Annotated in this window: 16 protein-coding genes; 6 read left to right on the top strand and 10 right to left on the bottom strand. The window is 64.2% G+C overall.

Annotated features, from left to right (window positions below):
- The first annotated feature begins 39 nt into the window (after positions 1–39).
- Positions 40–1,707 carry an energy-dependent translational throttle protein EttA gene (ettA, locus tag ASD15_RS29640; RefSeq protein WP_057158601.1) on the top strand — a complete coding sequence of 556 codons (1,668 nt, stop codon included), beginning with the start codon at positions 40–42 and terminating at the stop codon, positions 1,705–1,707.
- Positions 1,708–1,769: 62 nt separating this feature from the next.
- Complete coding sequence (locus tag ASD15_RS29645) at positions 1,770–2,249, top strand: DUF6265 family protein (RefSeq protein WP_057158602.1); 480 nt, start codon at positions 1,770–1,772, stop codon at positions 2,247–2,249.
- 151 nt (positions 2,250–2,400) lie between these two features.
- On the opposite strand, the gene ASD15_RS29650 is transcribed toward ASD15_RS29645, so the two are convergent.
- Together ASD15_RS29650 and ASD15_RS29655 are read right to left on the bottom strand one after the other, a co-directional pair.
- Positions 2,401–2,994 (bottom strand): outer membrane beta-barrel protein, encoded by a 594-nt coding sequence (locus ASD15_RS29650; protein ID WP_057158603.1) that lies wholly within the window; start codon positions 2,992–2,994, stop codon positions 2,401–2,403.
- A gap of 203 nt (positions 2,995–3,197) precedes the next feature.
- A complete protein-coding gene (locus ASD15_RS29655) occupies positions 3,198–3,800 on the bottom strand; it encodes an alpha-ketoglutarate-dependent dioxygenase AlkB (protein ID WP_057158604.1) in 603 nt (200 codons plus the stop codon).
- Between the two features lie 18 nt (positions 3,801–3,818).
- Between ASD15_RS29655 and ASD15_RS29660 the strand changes: the two genes are divergently transcribed.
- Positions 3,819–4,400 (top strand): molybdopterin-dependent oxidoreductase, encoded by a 582-nt coding sequence (locus ASD15_RS29660; protein WP_057158605.1) that lies wholly within the window; start codon positions 3,819–3,821, stop codon positions 4,398–4,400.
- A 27-nt stretch (positions 4,401–4,427) separates the two neighbouring features.
- Here ASD15_RS29660 and ASD15_RS29665 read toward each other — a convergent pair whose 3' ends face one another.
- The 7 genes from ASD15_RS29665 to ASD15_RS29695 form a co-directional block, all read right to left on the bottom strand.
- Positions 4,428–4,790, bottom strand: a complete 363-nt coding sequence (locus tag ASD15_RS29665; protein WP_057158606.1) for a hypothetical protein — start codon at positions 4,788–4,790, stop codon at positions 4,428–4,430.
- A 127-nt stretch (positions 4,791–4,917) separates the two neighbouring features.
- Positions 4,918–5,763 carry a Rossmann-like and DUF2520 domain-containing protein gene (locus ASD15_RS29670; protein ID WP_057158607.1) on the bottom strand — a complete coding sequence of 282 codons (846 nt, stop codon included), beginning with the start codon at positions 5,761–5,763 and terminating at the stop codon, positions 4,918–4,920.
- The gene (locus ASD15_RS29675; protein WP_057158608.1) at positions 5,763–6,350 is read right to left on the bottom strand and encodes a DUF924 family protein; all 588 of its coding nucleotides are present in this window, start codon (positions 6,348–6,350) and stop codon (positions 5,763–5,765) included. Before ASD15_RS29675 ends, ASD15_RS29670 begins: the two co-directional genes overlap by 1 nt.
- A 9-nt stretch (positions 6,351–6,359) precedes the next feature.
- Positions 6,360–7,112 (bottom strand): MgtC/SapB family protein, encoded by a 753-nt coding sequence (locus ASD15_RS29680; protein ID WP_057158609.1) that lies wholly within the window; start codon positions 7,110–7,112, stop codon positions 6,360–6,362.
- A 13-nt stretch (positions 7,113–7,125) separates the two neighbouring features.
- Positions 7,126–7,392 (bottom strand): hypothetical protein, encoded by a 267-nt coding sequence (locus ASD15_RS29685; protein ID WP_056400700.1) that lies wholly within the window; start codon positions 7,390–7,392, stop codon positions 7,126–7,128.
- Positions 7,389–9,215 (bottom strand): aminopeptidase P family protein, encoded by a 1,827-nt coding sequence (locus ASD15_RS29690; RefSeq protein ID WP_057158610.1) that lies wholly within the window; start codon positions 9,213–9,215, stop codon positions 7,389–7,391. The genes ASD15_RS29685 and ASD15_RS29690 overlap by 4 nt, the downstream gene beginning before the upstream one ends.
- A 61-nt stretch (positions 9,216–9,276) precedes the next feature.
- The gene (locus ASD15_RS29695; protein ID WP_057158611.1) at positions 9,277–9,564 is read right to left on the bottom strand and encodes a hypothetical protein; all 288 of its coding nucleotides are present in this window, start codon (positions 9,562–9,564) and stop codon (positions 9,277–9,279) included.
- Positions 9,565–9,859: 295 nt separating this feature from the next.
- On the opposite strand from ASD15_RS29695, the gene ASD15_RS29700 reads away from it, so the two are divergent.
- The gene (locus ASD15_RS29700; protein ID WP_057158612.1) at positions 9,860–10,132 is read left to right on the top strand and encodes a hypothetical protein; all 273 of its coding nucleotides are present in this window, start codon (positions 9,860–9,862) and stop codon (positions 10,130–10,132) included.
- Here ASD15_RS29700 and ASD15_RS29705 read toward each other — a convergent pair.
- Entirely contained in the window at positions 10,129–10,824 is a 696-nt protein-coding gene (locus ASD15_RS29705) for a Crp/Fnr family transcriptional regulator (protein ID WP_057158613.1), read from the bottom strand. The two genes, ASD15_RS29700 and ASD15_RS29705, sit on opposite strands and share 4 nt — an antisense overlap.
- A gap of 158 nt (positions 10,825–10,982) precedes the next feature.
- Between ASD15_RS29705 and ASD15_RS29710 the strand changes: the two genes are divergently transcribed.
- Both ASD15_RS29710 and ASD15_RS29715 read left to right on the top strand, forming a co-directional pair.
- Entirely contained in the window at positions 10,983–12,914 is a 1,932-nt protein-coding gene (locus ASD15_RS29710) for an AMP-binding protein (RefSeq protein ID WP_082552246.1), read from the top strand.
- 20 nt (positions 12,915–12,934) lie between these two features.
- Entirely contained in the window at positions 12,935–13,747 is an 813-nt protein-coding gene (locus ASD15_RS29715) for an ABC transporter ATP-binding protein (RefSeq protein WP_057158615.1), read from the top strand.
- The last annotated feature ends 1 nt before the right edge of the window (position 13,748 follow it).

Below are 13,748 nucleotides of genomic sequence, written 5' to 3' on the forward strand. Positions count from 1 at the left end.
TATCCTTGTTGACCTTCGTAACATATCGAGAATTTCCTAATGGCAAACTACGTCTATACCATGAACCGCGTGGGCAAAATCGTCCCGCCCAAGCGCCAGATCCTCAAAGATATTTCGCTGTCCTTCTTCCCGGGCGCAAAGATCGGCGTGCTGGGCCTGAACGGCTCCGGTAAATCGACCTTGCTGAAAATTATGGCCGGCATCGACACTGACATCCAGGGCGAAGCGCGCCCGATGCCGGGTCTGAACATTGGCTACCTGCCGCAGGAACCGCAGCTGGACCCGAACAAGACCGTGCGCCAGGAAGTGGAATCCGGCCTGGGCGAAGCGTTCGAAGCGCAAGCCAAGCTGGACGCCGTGTACGCCGCCTACGCCGAGGAAGACGCGGACTTCGACGCGCTGGCCGCCGAGCAGGCGCGCCTGGAAGCGATCATTTCATCGTCCGACGGCGGCAACCTGAACCTGCAGCTGGAAATGGCCGCCGACGCGCTGCGCCTGCCGCCTTGGGACCAGCAGATCAGCGTGCTGTCCGGCGGCGAAAAGCGCCGCGTGGCGCTGTGCAAGCTGCTGCTGTCCAAGCCGGACATGCTGCTGCTCGACGAGCCGACCAACCACCTGGACGCGGAATCGGTCGAATGGCTGGAGCAGTTCCTGGTGCGCTTCCCCGGCACCGTGGTCGGCATCACCCACGATCGCTACTTCCTGGACAATGCGGCCGAGTGGATCCTGGAACTGGACCGCGGCAGCGGCATTCCATGGAAAGGCAACTACAGCTCCTGGCTGGACCAGAAGCAGGCCCGCCTGAAGCAGGAAGAAGCCACCGAATCGGCCCGCCAGAAGGCGCTGCAGAAGGAACTGGAGTGGTCGCGCCAGAATCCGAAAGCGCGCCAGGCCAAGTCCAAGGCCCGCATGGCCCGCTTCAACGAGCTGAGCGAGCACGAATACCAGAAGCGCAACGAGACCCAGGAGATCTTCATCCCTGTGGCCGAGCGCCTGGGCAATGAAGTGATCGAGTTCAAGAACGTGTCGAAGTCCTTCGGCGACCGCATGCTGATCGACAACCTGAGCTTTACGATTCCTGCCGGCGCGATTGTCGGCATTATCGGTCCGAACGGCGCCGGTAAATCCACGCTCTTCAAGATGATCACCGGCAAAGAAGTGCCGGACAGCGGCGAAGTGATCATCGGCAAAACGGCCAAGGTTTCCATCGTCGACCAGCACCGCGACGCCCTGTCCGATGCCAAGACCGTGTTCGAAGACGTGACCGGCGGCGCCGACATGCTGAGCGTGGGCCGCTTTGAAATGCCGTCGCGCGCCTACCTGGGCCGCTTCAACTTCAAGGGCGGCGACCAGCAGAAGATTGTCGGCAACCTGTCCGGCGGTGAGCGCGGCCGTCTGCACCTGGCCAAGACCCTGCTGATGGGCGGCAACGTCCTGCTGCTGGATGAACCGTCGAACGACCTGGACGTGGAAACCCTGCGTGCGCTGGAAGATGCGCTGCTGGAATTCGCCGGCTCCGTGATGGTGATTTCGCACGATCGCTGGTTCCTGGACCGTATCGCGACCCATATCCTGGCCTTTGAAGGCAACTCGCAAGTGACCTTCTTCGACGGTAACTACCAGGAATACGAAGCCGACAAGAAGAAGCGCCTGGGTGAAGAAGGCGCCAAGCCGAAGCGTATCCGCTACAAGCCCCTGACGACTTAATCAGGTGTAACATCGAAAGGCACGGTTACTACCGTGCCTTTTTTTATTCCCGGGAGAAAAAAATGAAGACAGCCCTCGCCGCCGCTGCGGCAGCAGTCCTGGCCGCCGGCGGCGCCGCCGCCGCGCCGCTCAACGCCGACGCCATCGGCCAGCTCGGCTGGCTCGCCGGCTGCTGGGCCGCGCCCGGCGCCGAAGCCGGCTCCGGCGAGCAGTGGATGGCGCCGGCCGGCGGCACCTTGCTCGGCATGAGCCGCACGGTGAAGAACGGCAAGACCACCGCCTGGGAATTCCTGCAGATCCGCGAAGTCGACGGCCAGCTGGCCTATGTGGCCAAACCGCACAGCCAGCCGGAGGCCTCATTCAAACTGGTCAGCGTGGAAGGCAGCAGCGCGGTATTCGAGAACCCCCAGCATGACTTCCCGCAGCGCATCATCTACAAGCGCGAAGGCGACAAGCTGCAGGCCCGTATCGAGGGCACCATGAACGGCAAGGCAAGGGGAAAAGATTTCCCCTTGCAGCGCGTCAGCTGCGAGGGGAAGTAAAAGGGGAGGAGAAAACAGTTGAAGCAGTTGAAACAGGTTTGAAGCAGTGTGAAGCTGGTTTAAAACTGGGAGGCGGGCACAAGGACATAAGCATCGCAAGGATGCCGCTGTCGCGCCCGGCCTCGATCGGCAACCGCGCTAAGCGTTCGGCTTAGAAGTTGTAGCGCGCGCCCAGGGTGACTGCGCCTTTCTTGCGGCCCTGGTCGATATCGTTCTTGCCGTAGTGCTCATACTCGAGCGACAGCGACACTTTCTGGTTGATCGCATACTCGGCGCCCACCGACGCGTACAGGTTGGTGCGGTTGCTGTCGCCCAGCGCGTACGGCGCGGCCAGGCCGGTGCCGTGCACCTCATTCTTGTTGTAGGCCACGCCCAGCTTGCCGAACGCGGACAACTGCTCGTTGATCGGGTAGCTGCCCTTGCCTGCTACGTAGAAGGAGTGCGACTTGCTGTCGATGGCGCCGTTGTTGTTGCCGACGGAGTACTTGTAGTTGGAGCTGCCGAAATCGGTGTAGCCGCCTTCAACCGCCCAGGTCTTGTCGATCTGGTAGCCGCCATAAATCTTGCCGGACCATTCATCGCTCTTGCGGTCGCCGGTGCTGGTGTCGTTGGACAGGTTGTACTTGTGCTGGCTTGCCACGACGCCGGCGCCAACGTAAGCCGTGCCTGGTTCGGCAGCCTGGGCTGCGGAAATACCGCCCAGGGCGGTAGCGGAGGTAATCAGTGCGAACAGAATCTTTTTCATGTTAGTGATCTTTCAGCAAAAAGTAAGGGACTTGCTTGGGATCGCAGTTCGTTTGGAAGCGCGATGTAAGGACGATAGCATTGGCAAAGCCACTCCGTCCCACCGGATTCCGTAATAATTGTTAGAAGTTGTAATCGCTATTGAAACGGCGAAGATCGCCACAAAATGGCAGAACTTAGCTTAAGAAGGACTTAAGGAAGGGTTTAAGCGAGGATATTGCGGAAGGTGAGGTTGACGCGCGGCCCGGCAGCGGACTTTTCCTTGTTGATGCCGTGCCGCCAATGATGCTGCAGCGCGCCAGCCATCACCAGCAGGCTGCCGTTGCCCAGCGCCAGCTTGACCGTCCGGGGCTGCCGCTTGTGCTTGAGGATGAAGGTGCGCGGCGCGCCGAAGCTGACCGAGGCGATGACGGGATTGCGGCCCAGTTCCTTTTCGTCGTCGCTGTGGAAGCCCATGCTGTCCCGGCCGTCTCGGTAATAGTTAAGCAGCACGCTGTTGAAGCGCTGGCCGCTGGCCTGCTCGACGGCCTGCTTGATCTCCAGCTGCAGCGGCGTGAACGGCTGCGGCTGCAGCGTCATGCCGGAATAGCTATAGCGCGCCTCGCCGTGCCAGGCGGTCAGGCGCGGCTGCAGCAGCTGCTTGCCCCACAGCGTGATCGACTCGGCGCGCCAGTCCGTCTCTGCCAGCAGCCGCGCCAGCACGGCGGCGCTGTCCCGAGACAGCGGCAGGCAGGGCATGAAGTACAGCTCGCCGTCGTCTATGGGGATGGCGTCCAGCACGCCGGAATGCTCGGAAAAAAGGTCCATAACCGCTATCATACCTGCATGAAAAAACGACTCTTCCTCGGCACGCTGGCCACGGCGGCCACCCTGCCCGCCCTGCAATCTGCCCACGCAGCCGTCCCGGCGCGCGGCCCCGCCCTGCTCACCGTCACCGGCGCCATCGCCAGGCCCAACCGCGGCCCCTTCGAGCCGGTGCGCGACCAGATGATGCACAAGCAAAAGCTGAGCTTCGACAAGGCGCACGCCTTCGACTTCGCCGCACTGTCGGCGCTGCCGGCCATCGCCATCCAGCCGACGCTGGAATACGACGGCAAGGTGCACGCGCTGCGCGGCCCGCTGCTGCTGGACGTGTTGAAGGCGGCCGGCGCCACGCTGGCGGACAGCAGCAAGATCGTGCTGCGCGCAGTAGATGGCTACGCGGCCGGCATCACGGTGGCGCAGGCGCGCGCGCACCGCTACATTGTCGCCACGCAAATGGACGGAGCCCCGATGGCGCTGGGCGGCCTGGGCCCGCTATGGGCGGTGTACGAGGCGGACAAGGTGCCGGAAATGGCAAGCAAGCCCGTGCAGGACCGCTTCGGTTCCTGCCCATGGGCCTTGTACCACATTGAAGTGCAGGCCTGACCGGCCTGCCGGGATCAGCGCAGGGAGTTAGGCGTAGGCTTCGGCCAGCGACATGACGCGCGGCGCGATGGCAATGCCGACATCGCTGAAGATCTTGGTGATCTGGGCCATGTTGGCTTCGTTCTCTTCAGGCTTCCAGCCTTTGAACAGGTCGGTGCCATCTTTCTGGAAATGCAGGTCCAGCACCTTGCCGCGGTCTTTATGGGTGTAGCCGGAGCTGTGGGTGTTCTGGAAACCGGCCGCTGCCAGCGCCGCCAGCACGTCGGCGGGCGGATTGTCCGGGTCCGTGGCCAGGTAGACGCCGTAAGTCTTGCCTGGCGGTTTGGCGGCGATATCTACTTCGTAGATGCCTGGCGCCTTGGTCACGGACGTACTTTTCAGAAATAACATGGTCTTGCCCCTATCGCTTTGGCCGCCGCGCCATTGGGGCCGGCATGCTCTTGTTTTCCAGTAATTAAGCTTATTGCTTCTGCCGAGGTTTTACAAGGAAATCGGAAGTGTAGAGGAGCAACTCTCTCTATTTGTTGTGCTTTCGGCGCGCCAAGTTCACAGTTGGCGCCACCAGGGCCTGGTAAAGCTCGCCCGTGGCCGCGTCCCAGTGCGATACGGCTTGCTGCTGGCGGGCCACGGTGGCCATGTCGCCCCGCGCGATGGGACCGCTCAACGCGGGCGCGGCGCCGAGGCGGAACACGTTGGCCACGGTCTCCGTCACCAACGGCTGGGCCAGCTCGCGCGCAATGGCTTCGGGAATGCCGGCGGCCTGGTAGGCGCGCAAGGCGGCGTCCAGCACGGTGGTCAGGTAGTTGCTCGCGAACACGGCGGCGGCGTGGTAGACCGTCTTGGCGGCGGCGTCGATGGCGACCGGGCGCGCGCCGATGGCCAGCAGCGCGGGCGCCAGCACCGCCAGCGCCGGCGGATCGCCCTCGATGCCGCAGAAGGTGTCGGCAAACGAAGCGGCCACGGCTTCGGGATCGGCAAAGCTGCGGATGGGATGGACGCTGGCTACAACAGCGCCCGCGTCGCGCGCCACCTGCAGGCGGTCGGAGGCCAGCGCGCCGCTGCAATGGAACACGATGGCGCCTTTCAGCGGCAGCGCGGCCGCCAGCGCGGCGCAAGCCGCAACGATCTGGTCGTCGCCCACCGACAGCATGTAGACGTCGGCCGGGCGCAGCGCAGCATAACCGTCAACCGCCGTGCCGGCGCCGATGAAGTCCGCCGCGCGCTGCGCCGTTGCGGGCGAGCGCGCCAGCACGTCCTGCAGCGCGAACGGCGCAGCAGCGCCGCCCGGCCCGCCGGCTTGCGCGAACAGGCGCCCCAGCGCGCGGCCCACGTGGCCGCCGCCGATCACGCTCAGGCTGCGCATCAGAATCCCGATCCCGGCTGCTTGAGAAACTCGGTCTCTTCCGCCGTCGATGCGCGGCCCAGGATGGCGTTGCGGTGAGGGAAACGGCCGAAGCGGCGAATAATTTCGTGATGCCGTTTGGCGTAGTCGTAGGTGCTCTCAAAGCCGGTGGCCGAGGCGCGCAGCATGTCGAACAGATCCAGCGAACGCAGCTGCATGGACAGGCTTTCCGCATGCTCGAACGGCAAGTAGGCGAACATGCGCTGCACCGGCGGCAAGGTCTGGTTGGCGCCGGAATTGTCCAGCGCCAGCGCCGCTTCGAGCGCCAGGCTATCTCCCGCAAAGGCCAGCGGCGTGTCGCGGTGGATGTTGCGCGTGAACTGGTCCAGCACCACGATGCGCGCCAGCGTGCCTTGCGTGCCCTCGTCGTCCCAGTGGCGCAGGCCGCCCTGCAGGGCCTGTTCGACCAGCTCGCCGAACCGGGCGCGGATCTGCGCGTCGAAGGCCGCGTCCTTGCGGAACCATTCCGGGCGCTGCGTGTTGTGGCCCTTGACGCCGATCGGCAGGAACCAGAAATCCAGTACGTCTTGTGCTGTCGCTGACACCATAAAGTCCCCTCAATTGCGCGCGTGGGAAACCTGGAAACCCTCCAGGCCGTCGAACTGCGCCATCTCCGCCGCCAGTTCCGACATCGAAGCGCCGGACCGCTTGCTCAGCGCAATGGCGACAAAGCGCCACTCCTGCATGCCCTTGTCGCTGGCGATCATCATCGATCCCCCGGCAATTTCATAGCCGCGCTTGAGCGCTATGTCGCGCAGCGCTGCTTCGTTGGGCACGTAACCCGCCTTGAAGCGCATGGTCATCGCCACCGCGTGCCGCGATGGCAGCCAGGCTTCCAGCTTGGACAGGTAAATCATCGACATGGAACACAGGAAGGCCAGTCCCATGGCGCCCATATAGAAGCCGACGCCTATCATCACGCCGATGGCCGACGAGGCCCAGATCGACGCCGCCGTGGTCAGGCCGCTGATGTTGAAGCCTTCGCGCATGATGACGCCCGCGCCGAGGAAGCCGATGCCGGTGACGATGCCCTGGATGACACGGGTGGGGTCGGTGCCGATCAGGCCGCCGACCTGCGCCATATGGCCGCCGTACCAGAACGAAGGATAGCCGGAGATCACGGTCAGCGCGCACGACGCCATGCACACCAGGCCGTACGTGCGCATGCCGGCCGCGCGCCCGTGGTAGGAGCGCTCATAGCCGACCAGCAGCCCCAGCAACAAAGCGCCGAAGATGTTCAGCAGCACGATGCCGTTGGTGGCGAGTTCGCTGGCGGACCAGTAGGCTTCCAGTAATGCGTTGGTAGGCATGGCCGTCCCCAGGTTATTTTTCGGGTGTTTTTTTGGTCAGCTGCTTTTCAAACGCCACGTCCAGCTTGCTCACGCGGCGCACCTGCTGCGGTCCTTGCGCGTTGACGAAGGCGACGAACTCGTCCAGTTCCATTGGCGGGCACAGCGGCGGCTGGCCAGGACCGGCGGTCAGGAAGAAATGGCCGCTGCCGGTGCGCGACATGGTGTACAGCTTGTTGCCGCTGCGCTCTTTCAACCGGTCGAGCGCGTTGCTGGCGCGAGTGGAACGGGCTGAACTCATACTGCCTCCGTGCGGGTGTGCAGCCAGGCCAGCGCGTCGCCGGACAGGTGCGGGGCCAGGCGCTGGCGCACCGTGGCGTGATAGTCGTTGAGCCAGGCGCGCTCGTCGTCGCGCAGCAGCGCGTGCTCCAGGCAGCGCGTGTCGATCGGGCACAGTGTCAGCGTTTCGAAGCGCAGGAAGGCGCCGAATTCGCCGCCGGACTCTCCCATCTCCACCGGCTGGTTCAGCACCAGGTTTTCGATGCGGATGCCCCAGCGGCCGGGCCGGTAGATGCCCGGTTCGATCGAGGTGATCATGCCCTCTTCCATGGCGGTGTGCGGTTCCGGCATGGCCGACGGCGAGATCGACTGCGGCCCCTCATGCACGTTCAGGAAAAAGCCCACGCCGTGGCCGGTGCCGTGGCCGAAATCGATGCCCGCCGCCCAGATCGGCGCGCGCGCGATGGCGTCCAGCATCGGCGACTTGGTGCCCTTCGGAAACTTGGTGGCGGACAGGGCGATCATGCCTTTCAGCACCAGCGTGAAGTCGCGCCTGTGCTCGGCGGTGATGCTGCCCACCGGCACCACGCGCGTGATGTCGGTGGTGCCGCCCGTGTACTGGCCGCCGGAATCGATCAGCAGCAGGCCATCGCCCGCGATCACCGCGTGGTTGGCCTCGGTGGCGCGGTAGTGCATGATGGCGCCGTTCGACTGGAAGCCGGCGATGGTGCCGAAGCTAGGGCTCACAAAGCGCGGACGGCGCGCGCGGGCGGCCGTGATGCGGGTGTTGATGTCCAGCTCGGTCAACGGTGCCCGCTGCGGGTCGGCCAGGGTCTGTTCCAGCCAGCAGAAGAATTCGCACAGCGCGGCGCCGTCCTGCTCCATCGTAGCGCGCACGTGCGCGGCCTCGGCAGCGGATTTCCTGGACTTGGCCAAGGTGGTCGGGTTGACCGTTTCCACCACTTTCACGCCGGCCGGCAGCGCCTGGCGCGTGCCGTAGGTGACGCGGCGCGGGTCCAGCAGCACCGGCTGGTCCAGCGGCAGCGCCGCCAGGGCGGCGGTGAAGCCGGCATACGGCGCGAGGTCGACGCCCTGCTCCGCCAAAGCGGCGCGCAGCGCGGCCGGCACCTTGCCTTCGGCCACGAATAATGTCGCGCGTACCGGATCGATGAGGGCGTGTGCCAGGAAAACCGGGTTGTAATTGACGTCCGCGCCGCGCAGGTTGAACAGCCAGGCGATATCGTCCAGCGTGGAAATCACGTGGCGGCCGGCGCCGTGGCTGGCCATCGCCGCGCGCAGGTCGGCCAGTTTTTCGGTGCGGCTGGTGGTGGCGTAAGGCGGCAGCAGTTCGTAGACTTCCGCAGCTGGCAGGCTGGGGCGTTCCTGCCAGATGTCGTTCAGCAGATCGCGCTCCGTGCGCAGGGTGACGCTCTTGGCCGCCAGCGCCTGCTGCAGCAGGCGCGCCACGGCCAGGCCCAGCACCGCGCCGTCGACCGCCACGGTCTGGCCGGGCTGCATATGCTCGGCCAGCCAGTCCACATACTGCACGCTGGCGCCGGATGAAATCTTCATCAGCTGTATCGTGCTGCCGGCCAGCTCGGACTCGGCCTGGGTCCAGTAGCGCCCGTCGGTCCACACGCCCGCAAAATCGGCCGTGATGATGAAGGTGCCGACCGAGCCGGTGAAGCCCGACAGCCATTCGCGGCCCTGCCAGTGCTGCGGCAAATATTCGGACAGGTGCGGATCGGCGGACGGCACCATGCAGGCGTCGATCTGGTGGTCCCGCATGGCCGCCCGCAATGCGGCGAGGCGGCCGGCGATGGAAGAAAGTTCTAAGTTAGGCATGAGCAAAGTGATGCAGTCGACTTGGCTCTATCATACCTTGCAGCAAACTTTGATGTAGACCTCAATGCAGGGTGCGCCGCTCACCAGGATAGGTCATGCCAGGTTCCAGTTCCGGGGCGCGGCGGCGGTCTTCGCCGGGCCAGCCGCTCGAAGCGCTGCGTTCGCCGGCATCGGGCGCCGGTAGCAGGCGCTGCTGCTGCTCGTCTTTCTTGTGGGAGAACAGGTAGTAGCCGGCCAGCGCCGCCAGGCCGGCCACGCCGACCACGCGCATCAACCCCCACCGTGCCACGGCCGACGCCGCGCCGCGCAACACCAACATTTCGCCGATCCGGCGTGCCAGGGTATCCATGCTGTGCCCTCCTGCAACAGGTGAGTGATACCCCACAGCTTATACCAACTGCTCACCGCGCAGTGTTATGCCACTAACACTGCCAGCGGCCCGGACAGCGCACGCCTTGCGCTTTCCCAGTACGCGCTTTGCGCCCGGTGCTGTAGTCAAGGCCCAGCTTGTCCAGCCATGCGCGCGCCGCTACTGGTTGCGCTCGACGCGGCTCAGGCTCCGACGCAGATGAACAAACCGGGCTTCCCCTTCCACCCGCTGAGCAACACCCCCCAACAATGTTGTCAGATGATAAAATTGCTGCATGCAAAGAAAATACGCCCCCTGGATTGCCGGCCTGTTCCTGATTGCCGCGATTTCCGATCTGCTTGCCGGAATTTCCGAAGGGAAGAAGTACGAATTGCTCGCCAGTCTGGGATACTTTGCGTTCGCGCTGGCCTACCTGCTCGAATGGCTGCGGCTGCGAGTTGACGGGCAAACGCCGCTTATGATGCAAAGCAAGCGCGCCGCCGTCCTGTCCCTGGCCGGCGCCGCATTGCTGGGGATCGCCTTCGGCCTCAGGCGCAACTGGTTCTAAGGCTCGGACGTCTCGAAGCGGCGCAAGCCTTCCAGGTCGAGGATGCGGATGCCGCCGTAGTCCAGGCGCAGCAGGCCTTGCTTCTCCAGCACCTGCAAGGCCTGGTTGGCGCGCTGGCGCGAGGCGCCCGACAGCAGGCCGATTTCTTCCTGCGAAATCTGCACCAGCTTCTCGATCCCCGGATACAGCAGCGAGTTGAACAGCCCGGCGAGGCAGCGCGCCACGCGTGTGTCGATGTCGAGCAGGCGGTCGTTTTCCACCATGCCGATGAACTGCCCCAGCCGCTCATTGAGCTGCATCAATAAAAAGCGGGTAAACGGTAGACTCGTTTCCAGCAGCCAGTTAAAAGTGTCGGCCGGCATGCGCGCGATGCGGCTGTCGCGCAGCGCCATGGCGTCGTACTTGCGCGGTTCATTCTTCAGCAGGGAGCCTTCGCCGAACCAGCCGCCGGGCGGCACGCCGGTGAAGGTGACGCTCTTGCCGGACGGGGAGAAATTGTTCATCTTCACCATGCCGGCAATGATGCCCACCCAGTTGTCGACCTCTTCGCCTTTACGGCACACAAAGCCGCCTTTCGGCACGAACGTCTCGTAAGTGTCGGCTTCTACCCGGGCCATTTGCTCGGGCGTGAGCGCCTGCGCCCAGATGGCGGAGCGCAGCGCTTCTTTAAGTGTCGGTTGGTTGTTTGTCATTGTTGCATAGCAACGTCAAAATATGAGTGAATTGTCACCGAAAAGACAACGCGCCGGCAAATCGCGAGCTACTATCATCACACAAAAAAGCACTGAACCAGACATTAGTATACCCCTCGCTCTCACGGGCCACGAAGGAGACAACGGTGCAGAAAGATCTGGAGACATTCCCCCGCCGCTTATTGCAGCACGGGAAAGTGAGAGCGCACAAGCCTGCGTTCCGCGAGAAGTATTTGGGCATCTGGCAGACCTGGACCTGGGGCCAGGTGAACGAGGAAGTGCGCGCCCTGGCTTGCGGCCTGGCCGCGCTCGGCTTCGAGCGCGGCATGAACCTGGCCATCATCGGCGACAACCGTCCGCGCCTGTACTGGTCCATGCTGGCCGCGCAATGCCTGGGCGGCGTGCCGGTGCCGCTGTACCAGGACGCGCCCGCCGCCGACATGGCCTACGTGCTGGAGAACGCGGAAATCCGCTACGCCATCGTGGAAGACCAGGAACAGGTCGACAAGCTGCACGAGCTGGCCGAACTCTATCCGCACATCGAGCACATCGCCTACGACGATGAGCGGGGCATGCGCCACTACACGCACAAGGAGCTGATCTCCTTTGCCAGGCTGCAGGAACTGGGCCGCGCCTACGACAAGGCCAACCCCGGCTTCTTCGACGCCGCCGTGCAGGCCGGCCAGGCCGGCGACACCGCCATCATCCTGTACACCTCGGGCACCACCGGCCGCCCGAAAGGCGTGTGCCAGACCCACGCCGCCTTTATCGAGGCCGGCGAGGGCGGCGTGACCTTCGAGAAGCTGACCGACGACGAGAACGTGCTGTCCTACCTGCCGATGGCCTGGGTGGGCGACTGCCTGTTCTCGATGGCGCAAGCCATGGTGGCCGGCTTCACCGTGAACTGCCCGGAGTCCGGCGACACCGTCATGACGGACATGCGCGAAATCGGTCCCACCTTCTACTTCGCCCCGCCGCGCGTGTTCGAGAACATGCTGACCACGGTGATGATACGGATGGAAGACGCCGGCGCCATCAAGCAGCGCATGTTCCACTACTTCATGGACGTGGCGCGCCGCAGCGGCGCCGACATCCTGGACGGCAAGCCGGTTCCCATGGGCGACCGCATCAAGTACGCGCTGGGCCGCTTCTTCGTCTACGGCCCGCTGAAAAACGTGCTGGGCATGTCGCGCGTGCGCGTCGCCTACACGGCGGGCGCCGCCATCGGCCCGGACCTGTTCCGCTTCTACCGCTCCATCGGCGTGAACCTGAAGCAGTTCTACGGCTCCACCGAAACCTGCGCCTACATCTGCCTGCAGCCGGACCGCAACATCAAGTTCGACAGCGTGGGCCTGCCTGCGCCGGGCGTGGAAGTGAAGCTGGCGTCCAATGGCGAAGTGCTGGTGAAGTCCGCCTCCACCATGCACTGCTACTACAAGCGACCCGACGCCACCGCCGAGGCAGTGGACGAGCAAGGCTACTTCCACACCGGCGACGCGGGCGTGTTCGACAGCGAAGGCCATCTGAAGATCATCGACCGCGCGGCCGACGTGGGCAAGATGAAGTGCGGCACCATCTTCGCGCCGAACTACATCGAAAACAAGCTCAAGTTCTTCCCCTTCATCAAGGAGGCGGTGGCCTTCGGTCATGAGCGCGACCAGGTGTGCGCCTTCATCAACATCGACATCGAAGCGGTGGGCAACTGGGCCGAGCGGCGCGGCATCGCCTACTCGGGCTACACCGACCTGGCCGGCCTGCCGCAAACCTATGAGCTGGTGCAGGAATGCATCGAGAAGGTCAACGCCGACCTGGCTTCGGAAGCGCTGATGGGCAACACGCAGATCTCGCGCTTCCTGGTGCTGCACAAGGAGCTGGACCCGGACGACGATGAACTGACCCGCACCCGCAAGGTGCGCCGCAAGTTCGTGGCCGAAAAGTACGCGGTGCTGATCGATGCGCTCTACAGCGGCAAGCCATCGCAGTACATCGAGACGCAGGTGAAATTCGAGGATGGCCGCGTGGGCACGGCCGCCGCCGACCTGCGCATCCAGGACAGCAAAACCTATCCCATCGTCGGGAAAGCCGCGTGAGCGCGATCGAGGAGACTTCCATGCAAATGAACGAACCCGACGCGCTGCTGCGCGCCACGCGGCGCGTTGGCCCCGTGATCCTGGACCTGAAGAACATCTCGCTGTCCTTCGGCGGCGTGAAGGCGCTGACCGACATTTCCTTCGACGTGCGCCAGCATGAGATCCGCGCCATCATCGGCCCCAACGGCGCCGGCAAAAGCTCGATGCTGAACGTGATCAACGGCGTGTACCGCCCGCAGCAGGGCGCCATCATCCACAAGGGCCAGCAGCGCAAGGGCATGGACTGCTACGCGGCGGCCAAGTCCGGCATCGCGCGCACGTTCCAGAACATCGCGCTGTTCAAGGGCATGACGGTGCTGGACAACATCATGACCGGCCGCAACCTGAAGATGAAATCCAACTTCCTGATGCAGGCCCTGTACTGGGGACCGGCGCGGCGCGAGGAAATCGAACATCGCGTGAAGGCCGAGGAGATCATCGATTTCCTGGAAATCCAGGCCATCCGGAAGACGCCGGTGGGCCGCCTGCCCTACGGCCTGCAAAAGCGCGTGGAGCTGGGCCGGGCGCTGGCCGCCGAGCCGGAAATCCTGCTGCTGGACGAGCCGATGGCCGGCATGAATGTGGAGGAGAAGCAGGACATGTGCCGCTTCATCCTCGATGTGAACGACCAGTTCGGCACCACCATCGTGCTGATCGAGCACGACATGGGCGTGGTGATGGATATCTCGGACCGCGTGGTGGTGCTGGACTACGGCAAGAAGATCGGCGACGGCACGCCGGACGAAGTGCGCAGCAACCAGGACGTGATCAACGCTTATCTCGGCACGCATTAAG

Source organism: Massilia sp. Root351 (genome assembly GCF_001425045.1).
Classification (GTDB): domain Bacteria; phylum Pseudomonadota; class Gammaproteobacteria; order Burkholderiales; family Burkholderiaceae_D; genus Rugamonas.

Excerpts from the sequence above, each read along its gene's own strand:
- ASD15_RS29705 (WP_057158613.1), bottom strand. The coding sequence starts at position 10,824 with ATGACAAACAACCAACCGACACTTAAAGAAGCGCTGCGCTCCGCCATC.
- ettA (WP_057158601.1), top strand. The coding sequence starts at position 40 with ATGGCAAACTACGTCTATACCATGAACCGCGTGGGCAAAATCGTCCCG.
- ASD15_RS29675 (WP_057158608.1), bottom strand. The coding sequence starts at position 6,350 with ATGGTGTCAGCGACAGCACAAGACGTACTGGATTTCTGGTTCCTGCCG.
- ASD15_RS29685 (WP_056400700.1), bottom strand. The coding sequence starts at position 7,392 with ATGAGTTCAGCCCGTTCCACTCGCGCCAGCAACGCGCTCGACCGGTTG.
- ASD15_RS29695 (WP_057158611.1), bottom strand. The coding sequence starts at position 9,564 with ATGGATACCCTGGCACGCCGGATCGGCGAAATGTTGGTGTTGCGCGGC.
- ASD15_RS29645 (WP_057158602.1), top strand. The coding sequence starts at position 1,770 with ATGAAGACAGCCCTCGCCGCCGCTGCGGCAGCAGTCCTGGCCGCCGGC.
- ASD15_RS29655 (WP_057158604.1), bottom strand. The coding sequence starts at position 3,800 with ATGGACCTTTTTTCCGAGCATTCCGGCGTGCTGGACGCCATCCCCATA.
- ASD15_RS29690 (WP_057158610.1), bottom strand. The coding sequence starts at position 9,215 with ATGCCTAACTTAGAACTTTCTTCCATCGCCGGCCGCCTCGCCGCATTG.
- ASD15_RS29715 (WP_057158615.1), top strand. The coding sequence starts at position 12,935 with ATGCAAATGAACGAACCCGACGCGCTGCTGCGCGCCACGCGGCGCGTT.
- ASD15_RS29670 (WP_057158607.1), bottom strand. The coding sequence starts at position 5,763 with ATGCGCAGCCTGAGCGTGATCGGCGGCGGCCACGTGGGCCGCGCGCTG.
- ASD15_RS29680 (WP_057158609.1), bottom strand. The coding sequence starts at position 7,112 with ATGCCTACCAACGCATTACTGGAAGCCTACTGGTCCGCCAGCGAACTC.
- ASD15_RS29700 (WP_057158612.1), top strand. The coding sequence starts at position 9,860 with ATGCAAAGAAAATACGCCCCCTGGATTGCCGGCCTGTTCCTGATTGCC.
- ASD15_RS29660 (WP_057158605.1), top strand. The coding sequence starts at position 3,819 with ATGAAAAAACGACTCTTCCTCGGCACGCTGGCCACGGCGGCCACCCTG.
- ASD15_RS29665 (WP_057158606.1), bottom strand. The coding sequence starts at position 4,790 with ATGTTATTTCTGAAAAGTACGTCCGTGACCAAGGCGCCAGGCATCTAC.
- ASD15_RS29650 (WP_057158603.1), bottom strand. The coding sequence starts at position 2,994 with ATGAAAAAGATTCTGTTCGCACTGATTACCTCCGCTACCGCCCTGGGC.